The sequence below is a fragment of the Shewanella sp. 125m-1 genome (assembly GCF_052977065.1).
Genome location: NZ_JBRILT010000014.1, coordinates 37,944 through 53,877 on the forward strand (window position 1 = coordinate 37,944; position 15,934 = coordinate 53,877).

11 protein-coding genes and 1 pseudogene are annotated in these 15,934 nt (G+C 42.9%); 1 reads left to right on the forward strand and 11 read right to left on the reverse strand.

Features of this window, described 5'->3' with window-relative positions:
* Window positions 1–2: 2 nt before the first annotated feature.
* The 10 genes and pseudogenes from ACVBIK_RS08575 to ACVBIK_RS08620 form a co-directional block, all read right to left on the reverse strand.
* Complete coding sequence (locus tag ACVBIK_RS08575; RefSeq protein WP_447169484.1) at window positions 3–713, reverse strand: 4Fe-4S dicluster domain-containing protein; 711 nt, start codon at window positions 711–713, stop codon at window positions 3–5.
* A gap of 62 nt (window positions 714–775) precedes the next feature.
* A complete protein-coding gene (locus ACVBIK_RS08580) occupies window positions 776–1,489 on the reverse strand; it encodes a tetratricopeptide repeat protein (RefSeq protein WP_447160863.1) in 714 nt (237 codons plus the stop codon).
* A 72-nt stretch (window positions 1,490–1,561) separates the two neighbouring features.
* Window positions 1,562–2,347 carry an FKBP-type peptidyl-prolyl cis-trans isomerase gene (locus ACVBIK_RS08585; RefSeq protein ID WP_447169485.1) on the reverse strand — a complete coding sequence of 262 codons (786 nt, stop codon included), beginning with the start codon at window positions 2,345–2,347 and terminating at the stop codon, window positions 1,562–1,564.
* A gap of 60 nt (window positions 2,348–2,407) precedes the next feature.
* Window positions 2,408–2,836 (reverse strand): rhodanese-like domain-containing protein, encoded by a 429-nt coding sequence (locus ACVBIK_RS08590; protein WP_447160861.1) that lies wholly within the window; start codon window positions 2,834–2,836, stop codon window positions 2,408–2,410.
* A 72-nt stretch (window positions 2,837–2,908) separates the two neighbouring features.
* Complete coding sequence (locus tag ACVBIK_RS08595) at window positions 2,909–4,939, reverse strand: multiheme c-type cytochrome (protein ID WP_447160860.1); 2,031 nt, start codon at window positions 4,937–4,939, stop codon at window positions 2,909–2,911.
* Between the two features lie 697 nt (window positions 4,940–5,636).
* Window positions 5,637–8,459, reverse strand: coding sequence for a hypothetical protein (locus tag ACVBIK_RS08600; RefSeq protein WP_447169486.1), 2,823 nt, complete (start codon window positions 8,457–8,459; stop codon window positions 5,637–5,639).
* 264 nt (window positions 8,460–8,723) lie between these two features.
* A complete protein-coding gene (locus ACVBIK_RS08605) occupies window positions 8,724–8,894 on the reverse strand; it encodes a DUF6435 family protein (RefSeq protein ID WP_439267683.1) in 171 nt (56 codons plus the stop codon).
* Window positions 8,895–9,474: 580 nt separating this feature from the next.
* Window positions 9,475–10,452 (reverse strand): transposase, encoded by a 978-nt coding sequence (locus tag ACVBIK_RS08610; protein WP_447163884.1) that lies wholly within the window; start codon window positions 10,450–10,452, stop codon window positions 9,475–9,477.
* 84 nt (window positions 10,453–10,536) lie between these two features.
* Window positions 10,537–11,064: pseudogene (locus ACVBIK_RS08615) on the reverse strand (transposase); the annotation flags it as partial.
* Between the two features lie 640 nt (window positions 11,065–11,704).
* The gene (locus tag ACVBIK_RS08620) at window positions 11,705–12,514 is read right to left on the reverse strand and encodes a hypothetical protein (protein WP_447169487.1); all 810 of its coding nucleotides are present in this window, start codon (window positions 12,512–12,514) and stop codon (window positions 11,705–11,707) included.
* A 1,044-nt stretch (window positions 12,515–13,558) separates the two neighbouring features.
* On the opposite strand from ACVBIK_RS08620, the gene ACVBIK_RS08625 reads away from it, so the two are divergent.
* On the forward strand, window positions 13,559–14,104 hold the full coding sequence (locus ACVBIK_RS08625; RefSeq protein WP_447169488.1) for a DUF4189 domain-containing protein: 546 nt from the start codon (window positions 13,559–13,561) through the stop codon (window positions 14,102–14,104).
* Window positions 14,105–14,499: 395 nt separating this feature from the next.
* Here the strand turns inward: ACVBIK_RS08625 and ACVBIK_RS08630 are convergent, their stop codons facing one another.
* The gene (locus tag ACVBIK_RS08630) at window positions 14,500–15,783 is read right to left on the reverse strand and encodes a winged helix-turn-helix domain-containing protein (RefSeq protein ID WP_447169489.1); all 1,284 of its coding nucleotides are present in this window, start codon (window positions 15,781–15,783) and stop codon (window positions 14,500–14,502) included.
* Window positions 15,784–15,934: the final 151 nt, after the last annotated feature.

Genomic DNA, 15,934 nt, shown 5'->3' on the forward strand with positions numbered 1-15,934 from the left:
ATCTATACTCCTAGCTTTACAATAGGGATGTAACGCAAGCTTGGCTCAGTTCCAAATCCTGGCTTAATTCGCACAGAATCTTTTACTCTTAAAAGCTTGCTGATATAGGATGTCGGATCGTTGATATCACCAAAAATCAGTGCATCATAACGGCATTTCTGCACACAAGCAGGTAGCTCACCAATGGCAAGTTTGCTATTAAGGCAGAAGTCACAGTTATCAGCGACATCGGTTTCTTTATTAATAAAGCGCGCATCATATGGGCAAGCTGCAATGCAGTACTTACAACCTGCACACTTAGACGTGTCCATAGTGACAATGCCGGTTTTCTCATCTCGGTGCGCTGCGCCAGTTGGGCAAACGGTCACACAAGGGGCATTCTTACACTGCTGACAAGAGACGCGTACAAACTTACGCTCACAGCCACATTCGGTTGTTTTGCCGCAATGTGGGCAAGGTTGTCCCTCTAATCCACCAGAGTGCTGTTCTAACAACAATCTAGACTTACCTGCTGGTAAGTTATTGGCTAGATTACAGGCCTCTTTGCACTCGCCGCAGCCGGTACATTTATTTTGATCAAACACCATCGCATAATGGGGCTTGCTTGCATCTGACTCACCCTCTTTGACAGAGCTACACCCTAAGGGCGCTATTATCAAAGAGCTGGCTCCTAAGCACTTAAGGAACCTCCGTCTCTCTATATTTTCACTCACAGCATCCTCCAGCTATCAGCTATTTTGCTGATATATTTATACTTATTAGGTTTTACGTGACTTTACTCAGATGCAGCCACTGAACGATTAGCTATTTTTTGCTCTGCTCTTAAAATTGCATTATTAATTGAGGCTCGGTTAACGTTTTGCTTATCGCTTTTAAGTAGAGTCAGCCATTGCTCGATGGCTTTGTCGTACTGACCATTAAGGTAAGCGTGGGTCGCAAGTAACAGGCGAGATTGAGGCTCATATTCGTCGAGCGCTAAGGCTCTGGCGATAACCAAATCAATGTCTAGACTCATTTCACGGTTATCGCGGTAATACATGGCATTGGCTTTCATCCCTAAAATACCTGCATCATCGCCCGACAGTTTGAGTAGCTCATCGAAAGTTTGCACCGACTCGCTATACAGGCCGCCATCAACGTAGGATTGAGCCAGATTTAATAATGCAATTTCATTACTAGGTTGCTCATTGACTTTTTTTGCATTTTTATTGATTTCTGCGGTGATCAGGTAATCAATATTTTCGTCTACCACTCCTTTATTCCAATCATTGAAATGGCCTAATTGTGAGTACATAAGTAAGGTCACACTGACAAGTACAACAACCATCCCAGTCGCAACCTTAAAATCCCCCTCTTTATTGCTGCTATCATCATTAAAAGAGTTAGCTATCGGCGTAACACCTTGCTTTTGACAAGAGTGATGATGACGCCAAATTAAAGTGATAACTGCACATAAAGTGACAGTAATGCCGATAGCTAAACTATTCATAGTGACTCTCTACAAACCAAACTAACTAAAACAATAAACTTAAAACCTTGGCAATAACGCCATCAACTAAAACTAGTGACCGCCGCCCATCATGCCACCCATGCCCATACCACTGAGCCCCATGCCGTGTGCGTTATCACCAGGTGCTTCAACTTTCACCAGCTCGACTTCAAACACCAATGTCGATTGCGGTGGGATAATGCCAACTTGCTTGTCGCCATAGGCTAGTGCTGCAGGAATAGCAAACTTGTAAGTTGAGCCTTCGTTCATTAACGGAATGCCTTCTTGCCAGCCGTCAATCACGCTCATTAGTGCAAAGCGATTTGGCTCGTTACGCTTGTGAGAGTCGTCAAATTCAGTGCCATCGATTAAGAAACCTTTGTAGTGCACTGTGACGACATCTTGTGGGTTTGGCTTACGGCCTTCTCCCTCACTAATGACTTCATATTGCAGACCAGACTTAGTCTCTGTTACGCCATTTTTGTTTTTATTGTCAGCCAGGTATTCATTGCCTGCTGTCACGTTCGCGAGTGCAAGCTTTGCTTCAACGGCTTCACGTGCGGTATTGAGCGTCTCTGCGCGCTGATTTAGGAAAGTCAGGATTTCTTCATCTGAAAACTGTGGGTTATTTTTCAGCGCATCAACAACGCCTTCAATGACAAGGTCGACATCCACTTCAGCACCCAGCTCAGTTTGACTATAAATTTGGCCTGAAATGTACTTACCTAATGATGCACCAATACTGTAAGACTCTTTTTCAACATCAGATGTCAGCTCAGTATTAGCCATTGAATTTGCAGACATAAACAGGGTCAAACCTGTCACAACAGCTAGGGTAGTTTTTGTGAATTTTTTCATAATAATCATCTCTTTAAATAAACTAGTTGCGTTTAACTTCTGTTACCCAACATCCTGCTGTTATGGCTTTTCTGTGACTCTATTTGAAAGTCGCCATCCATAAATTCCATCTGGCATCTGTAAAACATTGCTGTAGCCCATCTTCATCGCCTCATGTGCCGCTATCTCGCTGGCATTACATAGGCGGTTGGCGCAATAAAACACCATCACTGCATCTTTCTTAGCTGGCAGTAATTTTTTCCAATCTTTAACGTTGAAGTAAATAGCACCTGGAATGAACCCTTCAGCCCAAAGTTCAAGCGTATTCACATCGAAAAAGTAAACACCTTCCTTACCGATTAAGGTCTCAGCTTCCATCATGCTGATGGTGTTGAGCTGGTGTTCGTAACGATGAGCAGGTGCCATCGCAGAACCACCACCAGCGAAACAGCTAGCTGAACTTGCAATTAACGTGAGGCTTACCAGAATTTGACCCAGTGCTTTTTTCATAATCTTTCTCTTTATTGCCTCGGCAATTATTGCGCTGCAATGCATGCCGAGGCGGTTAACGAGTTAGGCGGCTTATTTAGCTGCGTAACCTGTTCCATCTAAGATGTTTTGCGCTTGTGTAACATAAGTAAGTGCAGCATCTAGACGCTTCTGGCTATAACGGAAGCCATGCACACCCCAAGAACCGTCTTTCTTGATTAGATCAACAGTCTCTGCAGCCTTCTCAGCTAGCATTAGTACTTGAGTCTTGTCTTCAGTAGACAACTTAGTGACTTCTAATAGCTGGTCGATGCGTACAAGAGCTTGCTCAACTTTCGCGAACACTTCTTTAACAGGTGTTTGCATCTTCATTACTTCACCGTAGATCTCTAACTGGTCTTCGTAATGTAAGCCTGTTTCAAGCTCAGACTGGAACTGGCTGTGACAACCCTTGTTCTCCACCACGTCGTGGTCAGAGATAGAGGTACGAGCACAAGACCACATTAAGTCTAGGTATGAGCGGCCTTCTTCGTTCTTAGCAACAGTCCAACCTTTACCCGCTTTAGGACCTTGAGTACGTGGCTCACCTTCAGGTGGGTTTAGCGTCTTCATCGTTGGGTCGACTTGAATCTTCCACATATGAGACTTACGTACTGCGTCGAAACCAGCTTGGTCAGGGAACTGCAGTGCCTTGAAGTTTTCACAGCTACCCATGTTAGGCATGTGACAGCTTTGACATGTTTGCTTATTGTGTGTATCTGAGTTTTCAGCAATCAAAGTCTGCGCTTCGTGACAGTCTTTACAGTCTTTCTTCAGCTTTGGTGTAGTGAAACCAGACTGCCAAGAACCATCAGTCACTTCGTGCGGATCGTGACAAGTCGTACAGCGCATGCCCTTCTCGTAGTGCTCAGAGTTATACATCTGAGAACCTTCAGTACCACATGATGGACAGAGTGACTTCATCTTCACACCGAAAGCGTACTCACGCTTTTCTTGTGCTTGAGGCGTGTCAGCAAGAGTAGGGTCATACTGGAAACGCTGGTGACAACGTTCACAGTTAGACTGCATACCGCCAGTACCACCATCTAAGTGACCACCCGCGCCATGACACTCTTCACAAGCGATACCACGAGAAATCGTGTGCTCTTGAAGCTTCTTAGGATCGCCTAATGCATCGAAGAACTCTTGCTTGTTTTGGAAGTCAAACTTAAACGTATGGCACACTTCACAGTAAGAACTTGCTGGTTGGAACAACATCTCTTTTTCGTACTTAGCACCGTATGAGCTCATACCTTGCTGGTGCGAACCTGAACCACCAAAACCTTCAAGGGTTGTTGGGAACTCAGGAATAACATCGTTAATTTTCTTTGACATTTCAGGCGTTAACCATTCAGCCCAACCACGAGAGAACTGGTTAGCACCCGCTACCATTTTACCGGTACCGTCACGTAATAAACCGTCTCTGATGTGGTAAGTACCACGTACAAGCCACGCATCGATGAAACCGTATTTAGTACGAGGCGTACCAACAGTTGCATAGATCATGTCAGGGGTAATACCGTCTGGTAAGATTGAGGTATCTTTAGTGTTGTACATGGTTTTTTCAATATCGTTATCCACTTCTGGGTGTTCACCAGGGAAACGAATTGTTTTAGCATGACGCGAACGCTGCCACTTCTCATATTGAGTCGCATGACATTCAGCACACTTTTCAGGGCCAACGAAGTTGTTTGGATAATCTAGAATTGATTTAGCACCTAGACGGTATTGAACTGCGCGAGGCGCGCCAACACGTTCACTATAATCTGGGCTCTTACCTGTATCTAAATACTCTTCACCACGGTCACTAATATGGTAATCACCAATTAAATTACCGGCTTGCTGATATTTGAATACTGGGTGGTTTTCGAATAGATAATCAAATAACTCTTCTTCTTGAACAATATAGTCTTGCAGCGTTTTTACGCCGTTGACTTGTTGCATACCGTTGTATTCAGCTATTGCCCCTTTAGCGGTTTTACCCATTTGGGGAATACTGTCATATTTTCCAGCAGCGTTCGCATTGGCAATGGCACCAAAACAAAACAGCATGCTTAATGCTACCTTGTGTTTCCACCGTCTCATCATTCACTCCTACTTATCATTATTTTATTTTTTATCACTGTTTTTGCATGCTTTTATAAGCACACTTTTTTAAAAACTAACCGTTCACCGATTGAGCTAAACAACTGAGCGATGTCTATTTTCCATATAAAAAACAGTAAAAACCTGAGCTACAGCACACTAAAAAAAGCATTAGAAGCGATTAGATGTGAAAACAACATTTACGTTAAAAAACAGAAAGATAAATACAGCCAGAGAGATGTTTTTAGATATAAAAATGCACGTTAAACGTTTCTTAAAGCGCAAAAAAGTTACAAAGCAGCGATTAAAAACCAAGCAGCGATTAATAAGGAAGTCTCGCAAGCTTAGGCGGTATAAGGCCTAGCGCAGTTATAATCATAAAGGGAGTAGGTTGATGTTGGTGTATTGCAGCAAAATGATAAACGGATCTCCCTCTAGCGCCCAAGTCCAGGGTAAAGGGCTTTAAAACGTGTTTTAAGGGACTATTTTTAAGGGGCTATTTTTAAGAATTGGAATCTAGACTAATTGGCTTAGATACGACGTGTAAAACCGTTATGAGCAATGAGCAATGAGCTTCTATTTTGAAAAATGTTTTCTATTTTGAGCTTGTACTTTGAACTTGCACTTTAAACTTGCACTTTTACTTTGCAAAAAGGAGTAAGGGTGGCAGCAACACAGCCACCCAGTTCTATTGCTGTTAAGTTCGGTTACCAAACAGCTTATTAGCCAACTGCTTCACAGCGCTGGAGCAATCTTGCAAAAAACCTTCTGTGGTGGCCTGTGGCAATGTTCCAGCCCCTTGCAGCATCGCAAGTAATTGTCCCCGCTCATTAGCCGTCAACCAATTCTGCATATCCGGCAAGCGGTTTTCTGCAGCTAATCTGCATACAAACGCCTGTTGCTCATAGCCTTCATGCACGGCGAAATACACCAAAGATGTCTCTGGTACGCCGGCGTTATCAAGCCAGTTGAGTGCCCAGCTTTGTTTGGCGATATCGAGCGCATCGCCCATCTCACTGTCTCGGTGACGCTCATTGCCAACTTCACAATGGCTCCAGCGCTCTGCCATTTGCAGCTCACCACGTTGAATAAGACAGGCAACATAGGCGCTCTCTACTGAACTCCTTCCTAGCCAATGTAAGCCACGCTTACCTAGTTGCGCTAAAAACAGCGCTAGGCGCTGCGCCATTTCGCTTGGTAGCATCCAGATAAAATCAGCTGGCCCGAGTTTACTGCGGTGCATTGGGTATGGGTTCCAGCCCTGCAGTTTTGGCATTTTAAGCGCCTGTGGGCTCAAGGCCTCTAGCCCTTCACCGCAGGCAAGATAGGCCATCAGTTTGTCATACAGAGTTTGCGCACTCGCGTCATCGAAATCCTCTTTTAAGGTATTGAGCAAGGCGGTCTCAAACATGGGGACTATCGGCAGCGGCATATCTGGGTTGATAGCATTAATATGCTGTAAAAACTCCAGCACTTGATCTTCACGGCAGTACTCAAGCTGCTGCAATAAGGCCTCGAATTGCAGCCACTGCTGACGCCCTATCATAGAGGTATCAGCTGGTTCTAACTCTGCATATTGCGCTACCTTGCTAGCATAACGCAGGGCAAAGCGGGGATCGGCAGGACGATAGTCAGCGACTTGTTGATCTACCATTAAAGTAAAGGCTTCAAGCATGGCATCTGTTACACCGTGTTGCTGCAATAAATCGAATAAACCGGCCTCGGCATCTTGAGCATCAATCGCCGCGTAAAGCGAATAATCGGCCTTAAACTTCACAATGCGATTTATCACTCGCTGGGGCGCTAGCGACAGCCAGAGTTGCCAATGTCTTTTAGCTAACAGCACAACCTTACTAGAGGGATCGAGCTGACTCGTTTCAGCCTGATTTTGCTTACTTGCGCTTTGTAAAAACAAGGTGGTTAACATGCAGCGCTGACCCGCATCATGGGTAAACAGGGTCCAATAAGCCGCTTGTTTAGCGCTGATTTCAGGCCCTGACTTACCCCCATCTTTTGCCATACCTGCGCGCACAATCTCGATCATTTCTGCGTCAATACTCTCTGTATTGTCAGCTTGAGAGTCAGCTCCAGAAACTGCTTCAAACTCAGCACAGCAAAGCCACTGATGCAGTGCCTCGCTAGCCTCTTCTGGTACTTCGCAATACTTAAGGACAAAGTCAGTGAGTAGCTTACTTAAGTGCTGCTCAAGCCATTGCTCAATTGCTGTACGCTCGGCAAGACTGGGGTTATTAAGCAACCGTAGCGCAAGATAAGTACTACTCCCCAGATGCAACGGCATATAAGGTAAGGCTTCAATGATTTCTTGGCCGTCACGATAGCCAAGCTCATCACTGAGACGTTCAAGTCGATTTTGGCTGATTAAATCTGTTCTTGGGTTCAAGCAGGTAAAGAATCTACGCCCAGTTGCTTCATCCCACTCGATTGCTTCAACTTCTGGCTCTGCTGCAGTATCAATCTCTTGCTCAGCCTCAGCGGGCTGCATCCAAGCTTGATAAACGTTATCAACGCCATTGCGCTGCGCTTCGGCTATAGCAAAAAAATCCGATTCGCTGCGGGTTTCAGTAAGGCTTGCCGCTAAGGCGATAATCTCATCTTCAACCTTAGCGCCACAAATAAGCTGTTGTTTAACCTTGTCTTGCCATTCCTCTTTTGAGAATTCAGCCTCGTCTTCAAGCTGCCAGCGATCGCATCCCACAGGCCAAGCGCCCATGCTGTCGTAATACTCAAACAGCATCTGCGTCAGCGAGTTCGTTGCGTCCGCAAGCGCTAAAATAGGACTGGTTTGCAGTCGCGCTAAAAGCTCGTTTTTAAAATAGCGATAATCGTCAGGATTGGATTGTAGGTGCGACAATAAGTCTGGTTGCACCGCATCCGCTTCTTCAGACGACGTCTCTGCATAAAAATAACGGCGTACCTCAGCACTATCGCACCAGACATAAGCCTTGATCAGGTCTTGCGTCCAGCCATGCTTAGCAACTAAACCAGCAAGCAAGTACAGCGGTGCCGCCATGGTTTGCGTATCCCAGTAAGGCACCAGAAAACGAGCGAGCATCGGGCTATAACTAACCTCGGTTGCAATCAGCATATACAAGGCTTCGATACCGAATGCGTTGTAATCATCTATCCAAAGATCGTTAGAGTCATTGCGACTGCGGGAAAACGCCACCAAAGCTGTAACCGTTTCAACCACCGCAGGCATAAGTTCTGGGAAATTCAATGCCGCGCCAAACAGCACAGGTTCACTGATGTAGGCCTGTTTTTCCTCAAAACGACAGGTATTAATGGCCTGCTCTACCAAGGCGCGTTTATCTCCTGCATCCTCGATAGTCAGTGCACTGCCATCAGGCTTAACAAACTGCACATTGAGCAACAGATTCATGGTTAAGCGAAACGCCGAACCGTCTGCTAAACGCTGACGATACTCGGCTAATGCAGTGGTAATACTCTCGGGGGAACTTGGATCGACAACAATAGAAACAGACTTATCAAACTGGGCCATACTGCATCCTTGGCGGTGGAATCAAATTAGAAAACAAATAGATAAAGCGACAGCAGGTTATCTTGCATAGCAAGAAAATGCGAATCAAGTTGTAAAGAGGTGCGGCGGCGTCACATATCAGCGCGCCTGAAGCCTAAATTAGTCTAGGTATAACAACTAACGTCTTGAGTCTCCTGATCATATTAGGCAGTTCAGATTAGCATTAGCATTAGCATTAGCATTAGCATTAGCATTTTACTGCCGATATTGAGGAATGGTCGAGCTCTATGAAATTTTGAGATTTGATAGTTGTTTATCTATTTCACCCGCTTCTGCCGTCAGTAGCGAGTAAGTTCTAATATCGCCTTTCCTCTGCGCAAGCATCGCTTGCTCAAGCTTAGCAAAATACAGCTTTTTAAGTTTCTTGGCAGGATCTCGTTTAAATATTGAAAACATTGGTTACCCCATTAACTCTCGTGTTTGGTCTGCAGCTTAGACAGGCAATTGCTTTAGCACTTACCGGACGATTTTCTTTGTCAAAAGCTATACGTCAAAGAGGTAAGAAAGGATTAACTTAGCAGTTAAAATAAACATTTAGATTACGGTGTTTACCACATAGCTAAAACAAGCTGCGCTTGAGCTTATAAACAATCAAGCTACGCTTGATAAAAGTCGTGAACTTGCTACTCACCTAAGGCTACCTCGGCTTCCATGAGTCACTATCTTCCTCTACCCGCACTTTTACTTTGATATGCCTTGTGATGATTTTAAGCTAAGCCACCCATTATTAATCTGATTTTAAGCTAAGCCACCCATTGATTTTAAGCTAAGCCACCCATTATTAATCAACAATATAACCGTTATAACGAAATCTTTCTCAAACTATAAACATGAGGTGTAGCGTTATTTGATGGCAGGCAAATAATTTAGTGATTAACTGAATAAAACTGAGGGGTTTAGAGTCAATAAGCTAAAAAACGAGCGTGGAAAGCCAACCGAACTAGAACGGTATAACGAGTAATTTGTTTAGAAGTTCTTAGCCGACTTGTAGATGGTGACAGCTATTAGCGAAGTGCCGTCGTCGCTTATCTAAATGTTCGCAATAATGAGTTAGCTCCTGCAACGAGCCAACAGGGCCATGAAACAGCTTGCCAAACTCGGTGGTGACTTTTATCCAGTTATCGCTTGGAATATTGAGTCTATTCAATATCTTTTCTGCACTATGAGAAATGGCTCCTCGCTTGTCATCACGAATGATTCGGCCTGTTTCATCTACAAGTGTTAGATAATCTTGAAGAGAGAAGTTGATACCTTTGGTTTGGTGTTGTCTCTCGTTACCGATAAACGGCAGTAACTTAGCAGACTGCTTACCTTTTAGAGCCGCATTAACTCTTAATTGTAAGCTGGTGTAGTCCGACTTTTCAGGTGTTTTGACCATCTTAGCTCTAATAGGATTAAGCTCTACATAAGCCATACAGGCGAGCACTGCAGCTTCATCCAGTAATGCTTGGCTCTTGAATCGCCCCTCCCAGAAATGACCTGTACAGTTGTCTTCATAATTAGCTTGCCTTGCAATTGGTTCATTAAGGCACCTCATAAACCAGCTGATATCACAGAGACGTGAGCGGTATGTCGCTATCAGGTGCTTGAGTGTAGCAACCATACATTCTTCTATCACATCACCTTTAGCAAACTTCTGAGTTAAATCAGTACCATTAAACAGTTTGTGCCACTGTTCAACTACTTCTCTATCTGACCAACGATTAACGGATTCTAAGTCGATATAAAGCACTACATGCAGATGGTTACTCATCACAGCATAGGCTGCTACATCAATTGCAAATACTTCTGTTAACTTGAGTATTTGTTCCTCTACCCAACCACGCCGATGATCATAGTTTTTGCCTGTGTACTTATCATCACCACATAAGAAAGCCCGTCGAACCACCCGACTGCAGCAATGATAATAAGGCGTGTCTTCAAGACTAATTAGCGTACTTCTAGCGCGGGGCATAATCACCTCCTACTTCAGCAATAACTAAAGCTTAGTAAGAGGTCTACAAACATGCCATTAACGATGGGTGTCTATGATGGGTCTTGCAGCTTCATCCAGTAATGCTTGGCTCTTGAATCGCCCCTCCCAGAAATGACCTGTACAGTTGTCTTCATAATTAGCTTGCCTTGCAATTGGTTCATTAAGGCACCTCATAAACCAGCTGATATCACAGAGGCGTGAGCGGTATGTCGCTATCAGGTGCTTGAGTGTAGCAACCATACATTCTTCTATCACATCACCTTTAGCAAACTTCTGAGTTAAATCAGTACCATTAAACAGTTTGTGCCACTGTTCAACTACTTCTCTATCTGACCAACGATTAGCGGATTCTAAGTCGATATAAAGCACTACATGCAGATGGTTACTCATCACAGCATAGGCTGCTACATCAATTGCAAATACTTCTGTTAACTTGAATATTTGTTCCTCTACCCAACCACGCCGATGATCATAGTTTTTGCCTGTGTACTTATCATCACCACATAAGAAAGCCCGTCGAACCACCCGACTGCAGCAATGATAATAAGGCGTGTCTTCAAGACTAATTAGCGTACTTCTAGCGCGGGGCATAATCACCTCCTACTTCAGCAATAACTAAAGCTTAGTAAGAGGTCTACAAACATGCCATTAACGATGAGTGTCTATGATGAGGCTCTTGGCTAATTAACGTACTTCTGGCGCGGGGCATAATCACCTCCTACTTCAGCAATAACTAAAGCTTAGTAAGAGGTCTACAAACATGCCATTAACGATGGGTGTCTATGGTTGGGCTAGCAATAACTAAAGCTTAGTAAGAGGCAACAAAACATGCCATTAACGATGGGTGTCTATGATGGGTCCTAACTGGAGCCAAGGATAAATAGAAACTAAGGCAAAAAAGCCTCGGTTAGCGAAGTACTGCCTTGACTAACCGGGAGCGTCCATATATGTCTATGATGGGGCTTGTTTATCATCACCACACAAGAAAGCCCGCCGCACTAGACGACAGCAAAGCTAGTAAGGACTGCTTGTTAAATAGAGGGTTCTAAGCTAATTAATGTACTTCTACTCTTGGCTTACAAGGAAAAGCATAACCACCTCTTACTTCAGCAATAACCAAAGCTTAGTAAGAGGTATAAAACATGCCATCTACCATGACGGTCTAGGGGTAGGCTTGCGCCTTAGCCAACCGAGAACGCCTATATAGCTCGTTGATTTATTAATCTTAAAATCAAAAAATGATGAAAAGGGTTAGCACTAACACGACTCCAAACAACACTATTTTTACCTGCTCACGTTTAAAGTTTGGCTGTTGCTTGCAAATAATATCAGTTCCTTTATCTAGAAAGGTATTAACCAATGGGTTAACTATCTGATATACAAATTTAATCAATGCTATTATTTTTGAAATCACTAAACTCAAAGTACTTTTAATATTGACTATTAGTGAAGATGTTTTATCCGTCTGTTCTACTGTTGAACGGGTTTCATCCCCATCAATTACCTGACCTAGAATTGCCGCTTTAAATTGCTTATTTTCTTTATAACGAGGCGAGAATATGCATGCAAAAATACCAATAAAAGCAAGAGATAGACAAATACTCGCAGGAGAAACTAGATCTCTCCCCCTAATCGGTAATGCCTCAATCATTTCTTCAAATGAGCGTGCGAAGTATTTCCACTCGAAATCACGACCACGAATCTCTGTAGCAGTTTTTGCCAGATCATAAATATCGTATAATTGTGAGAATAACCAAACAAAAACAAGTGCAATAAATAAAAAGGAGATCACCCTACCTACTAAACGACTTATACCGGTTAAATAAATCAAAGAACCACTTACTGCAAGTATGATTAAAATCAGTGGTTCAGCAAGAGTATAAAGGTTAATATTCTCACTAGACCAACCACCTAAATTAACTAATGGTAAAAAGGCACCGACTAAGAACAGAATAAAAAAAGCAGCTCCAAGTTTATTCATCACTTTAAAGTAATTAAAAGCATCGCCTCTGTTATAATTGATTCGTTGTTGACTTTCCATATATGTAAACTCCACTTTATAAATCATTGATGATTTTCACACTAGCATTAAACTAATAGTTAACAGTTTGACGAAGTAATATGTAACTTAGGTTGATGGTGTCTTCAGTCATTTTCATGAAAGAAAAATCATATTAACTAACACAGAGCGACCACATAGCGTTTCAATAGCAATGGCTTGAGTGAATCCATTATCAACATCACTTTTAATTGTTACCATTTTACCTGCTGATTTTATTTCGAAACTCATTTTATTAGTATTTTGGGTATAACTTAAAAATCGATCCTTTCCGGTAAGGTCGATCACAGCCCGCCCACTTATCAGAAACATACATATTAACAACGCTCGTTTATGCCGGCTAAATCGACGTAATATATGGACCTTGTAACTGAACAAAGCCAGAGGTTGCTGTCACTTGTTGGGCATTTGCAAGAGAAGTAGTGATTAATAATGTCAGTGCGAGCTGTTTTTTCATCTTAAATCTCTATAGCTATCTATCCATAAACGTATAGATAGCGTTTTAGTAAAAAGATTATAAATTGATAAAAAAAATAGAGAAGACACGTATTTAATTCAAAAATACGTAAAAAAATTAATTTTTTTAGAAGTTATTTAGCAACAGCGTTAGTTCCCACTATAAGTCGAACTTCCCAACCTATATTGAAATGAGTGGTGCACTTCTACTTTGAACAAGAGAGGCCTACAGACATGCGATTAACGATGGCTGTCAATGCCTGGGCTTTTTTGTCATCACCACATAAGAAAGTCCAACGTACTAGACGACAGCAATAACTAAAGCTTAGTAAGATGTCTACAAACATACCATTAGCGATGGATCTCTATGGTTGGGGGCTTTAAAGATGAGACGCTATGGTTGGGCTTACATAAAATTGTGACAGGTTTTGCAATTGTTAATTAAAGGCAATTTACCACTAATTAAGACCTAAAAAGCAATATACACTTCTGATAAAAGCGTTTTATCAAAAGCTTAAACAATCGTTCAGAAATGCACTCTGAACGAATAACATTTAAGAATTTTTAAAAATGAAACTAAAGATATTCCTATCGACTTTACTTACTTCATTGCTTTCAGGATGTGTAACTCCAACAACAAATATAAAAGACTACGATATTGCAGTTCTAAATAAAGCTTTTGCAGTTAGTACTAATGGGGTGCTTGGCGCTGCATGGGGGCAACTATCAACCCATGTAGCTATAGATTTAGCCATTAAAGCATGTAACGAACAAGGAGGCACAGAATGCAAAGTCATAGATATAAACGGCAGAGATGCGAACTCCTTTCTAACTTACAAATCTGACAATCGTGTTATAGATGCTGCACAACGCATTATTCCCTCGGTAACGGATAAGGGCATAGCAATTCAATATCGATGTTCCGATTTAACAAGAAGTTTTGCATTTAAACTTCTTTCACATGGCCATTCTTATTTAGATAAAGATGGAGATGGAATCCCATGCGAATTCGGACTTAATTCTTATAATATAAAATCTAGAAACAACTGCCACTGGGTTAATGGTTATACACGAAAAAACGGCTCCTACGTCAAAGGGCACATGAGGTGTAGGTAATAAGACTTCCTATACCATAAACCTCACAGAAAACACCATTTTCCCATCGAAGTTGCCGAAGTGCAGTGAAGAAATAGTCGTGATGCCCACATGGATGTGGGCATAGCTTTCGCGGGGCAGGATGCCCCATCGGAAGCGTTAGACTATTTTGAATAAGCACGAGGAAGACAACTTCGTCTGGGGCGGCTCGGGTGATGCAAGAGGGGGAAGCTGTTGTCCCCCTTTTGCCCGAGTGTGAGCTGGAAGCTCACGACCTTTATCAAGCGCAGCTTGATTATCTCAAGTGGGACGCAGCCCCATAATGCTAACGGTTAGACGCAGTCTAACTTAAAGGTCAGGCGCAGCCTGATAGGTGGCGAAGCCACGACCTTTATCAAGCTCAGCTCGATATGAGCCTAAATATCGAACCTCTCATAATGGTACCAAGCCGTCACCTGCCCAAACAGCGGGATAATCCAAACCGCCGTTTTGTGATCCTGATGAATTCGAATGAAATACAACTCTTCATCCTTAATATCGCGCTTTCTCAAATCGCGATAAAAACGCACCGCCGAGTCATTAAGTTTATCTGGCTTAATCAAGTCTTTCTGCTCGACCTTAACCTGGAATATATCAGCCTTAAGGCCGCCAATCATGCCTGAATATTGCTTAAACTTGCCTCGCACCTTGTACTTGATTGGTGTGGTTAAGCAATCTTGGTCGGTAATACAGGTCGAAGAGTAAAACTCACCAGTATCAGCTGAATCATAGATCAGTGACATATTAATATCGGCGCGGATTAGCAGCTCATCTTTAACCGGAAAATATACATCCGCTTGGTAGTTATGCTCTAAAAAAGCGCCGCTAGTATCAGTGCTCTCAGGCAACATAACCCGGTTATAGCGAATACGTTGCTCCATGGCGCTCGACAGATCTACAAATTTTTGCAGGTTTAATTCTGCAGGTTCGGAGTCGACCGACGTGATGTTAATTAGGCCCTTACCCGCGCATTGTTCTTTATCATTACCCGGACAAAGTGCCATCGAATAGTTGGCACCATCGGTGGCTGCGAAAGCATTAAAATCATCATGACAAGTTAAAAAACTGGTGTCTGGCAGTAAGTGCTTTTCCCACATAAATGGATGCAGATGCGGCGCATTATCTTTATATAACAGCTGAGCACTGCCCTTTAAGCCGCCCACCTGCAACTCAAATTGCTCATCGCTACTCCAGCGTGACAGGTTCTGCTTTACCTTGTGATAATCACTGAAGTACCAGGCAAGAATAATTAACAGCAACGCGATTACGATGCCTGAAATTTTAACCAGTAAAGACACATCGAAAAATGCGGCGCGCATCGATTCAGCATCATTGACTGCTAGCATCTTCACATGGGATTGGGTCGAGATATGCAGCTGATATCCGCGCCGAGCAATGGTTTTTAACTGAACTTCACGATAACCATCAAGCTTTTTACGCAAAGTACTAATGCATTGAGTTAAAGAAGTCACGGCCACTACGCGATCGGGCCAGCCAGCGCTAAGAAGCTCTTCTTTTGAGCAAACGGGATTTGAAGACAATAACAGGCGGTGTAGTACAGCAGATTCTGAGAAAGTTAAACCGACCGTCTTACCGCTCACATGATCAACTAACTGGTTCGCTTCTGTATCTAACTCCAAATAAGGAGTAATTTTCAACACAATGTACCTCTACTACTTATCAGGAGTAATTGATAGATATAAATATTTCGACTCGCGAAGTTTACAGTTAACTACTTAAGCGGAATGTGATTATTGGCTCAAATTAGTCGAGGTAAGTAAGCTAATAGTCGCTAACGCTCACAAATTTAGC

Coding starts and splice junctions, on each gene's coding strand:
- ACVBIK_RS08625 (WP_447169488.1), top strand. CDS start 13,559: ATGAAACTAAAGATATTCCTATCGACTTTACTTACTTCATTGCTTTCA.
- ACVBIK_RS08610 (WP_447163884.1), bottom strand. CDS start 10,452: ATGCCCCGCGCTAGAAGTACGCTAATTAGTCTTGAAGACACGCCTTAT.
- ACVBIK_RS08605 (WP_439267683.1), bottom strand. CDS start 8,894: ATGTTTTCAATATTTAAACGAGATCCTGCCAAGAAACTTAAAAAGCTG.
- ACVBIK_RS08620 (WP_447169487.1), bottom strand. CDS start 12,514: ATGGAAAGTCAACAACGAATCAATTATAACAGAGGCGATGCTTTTAAT.
- ACVBIK_RS08580 (WP_447160863.1), bottom strand. CDS start 1,489: ATGAATAGTTTAGCTATCGGCATTACTGTCACTTTATGTGCAGTTATC.
- ACVBIK_RS08590 (WP_447160861.1), bottom strand. CDS start 2,836: ATGAAAAAAGCACTGGGTCAAATTCTGGTAAGCCTCACGTTAATTGCA.
- ACVBIK_RS08595 (WP_447160860.1), bottom strand. CDS start 4,939: ATGAGACGGTGGAAACACAAGGTAGCATTAAGCATGCTGTTTTGTTTT.
- ACVBIK_RS08600 (WP_447169486.1), bottom strand. CDS start 8,459: ATGGCCCAGTTTGATAAGTCTGTTTCTATTGTTGTCGATCCAAGTTCC.
- ACVBIK_RS08585 (WP_447169485.1), bottom strand. CDS start 2,347: ATGAAAAAATTCACAAAAACTACCCTAGCTGTTGTGACAGGTTTGACC.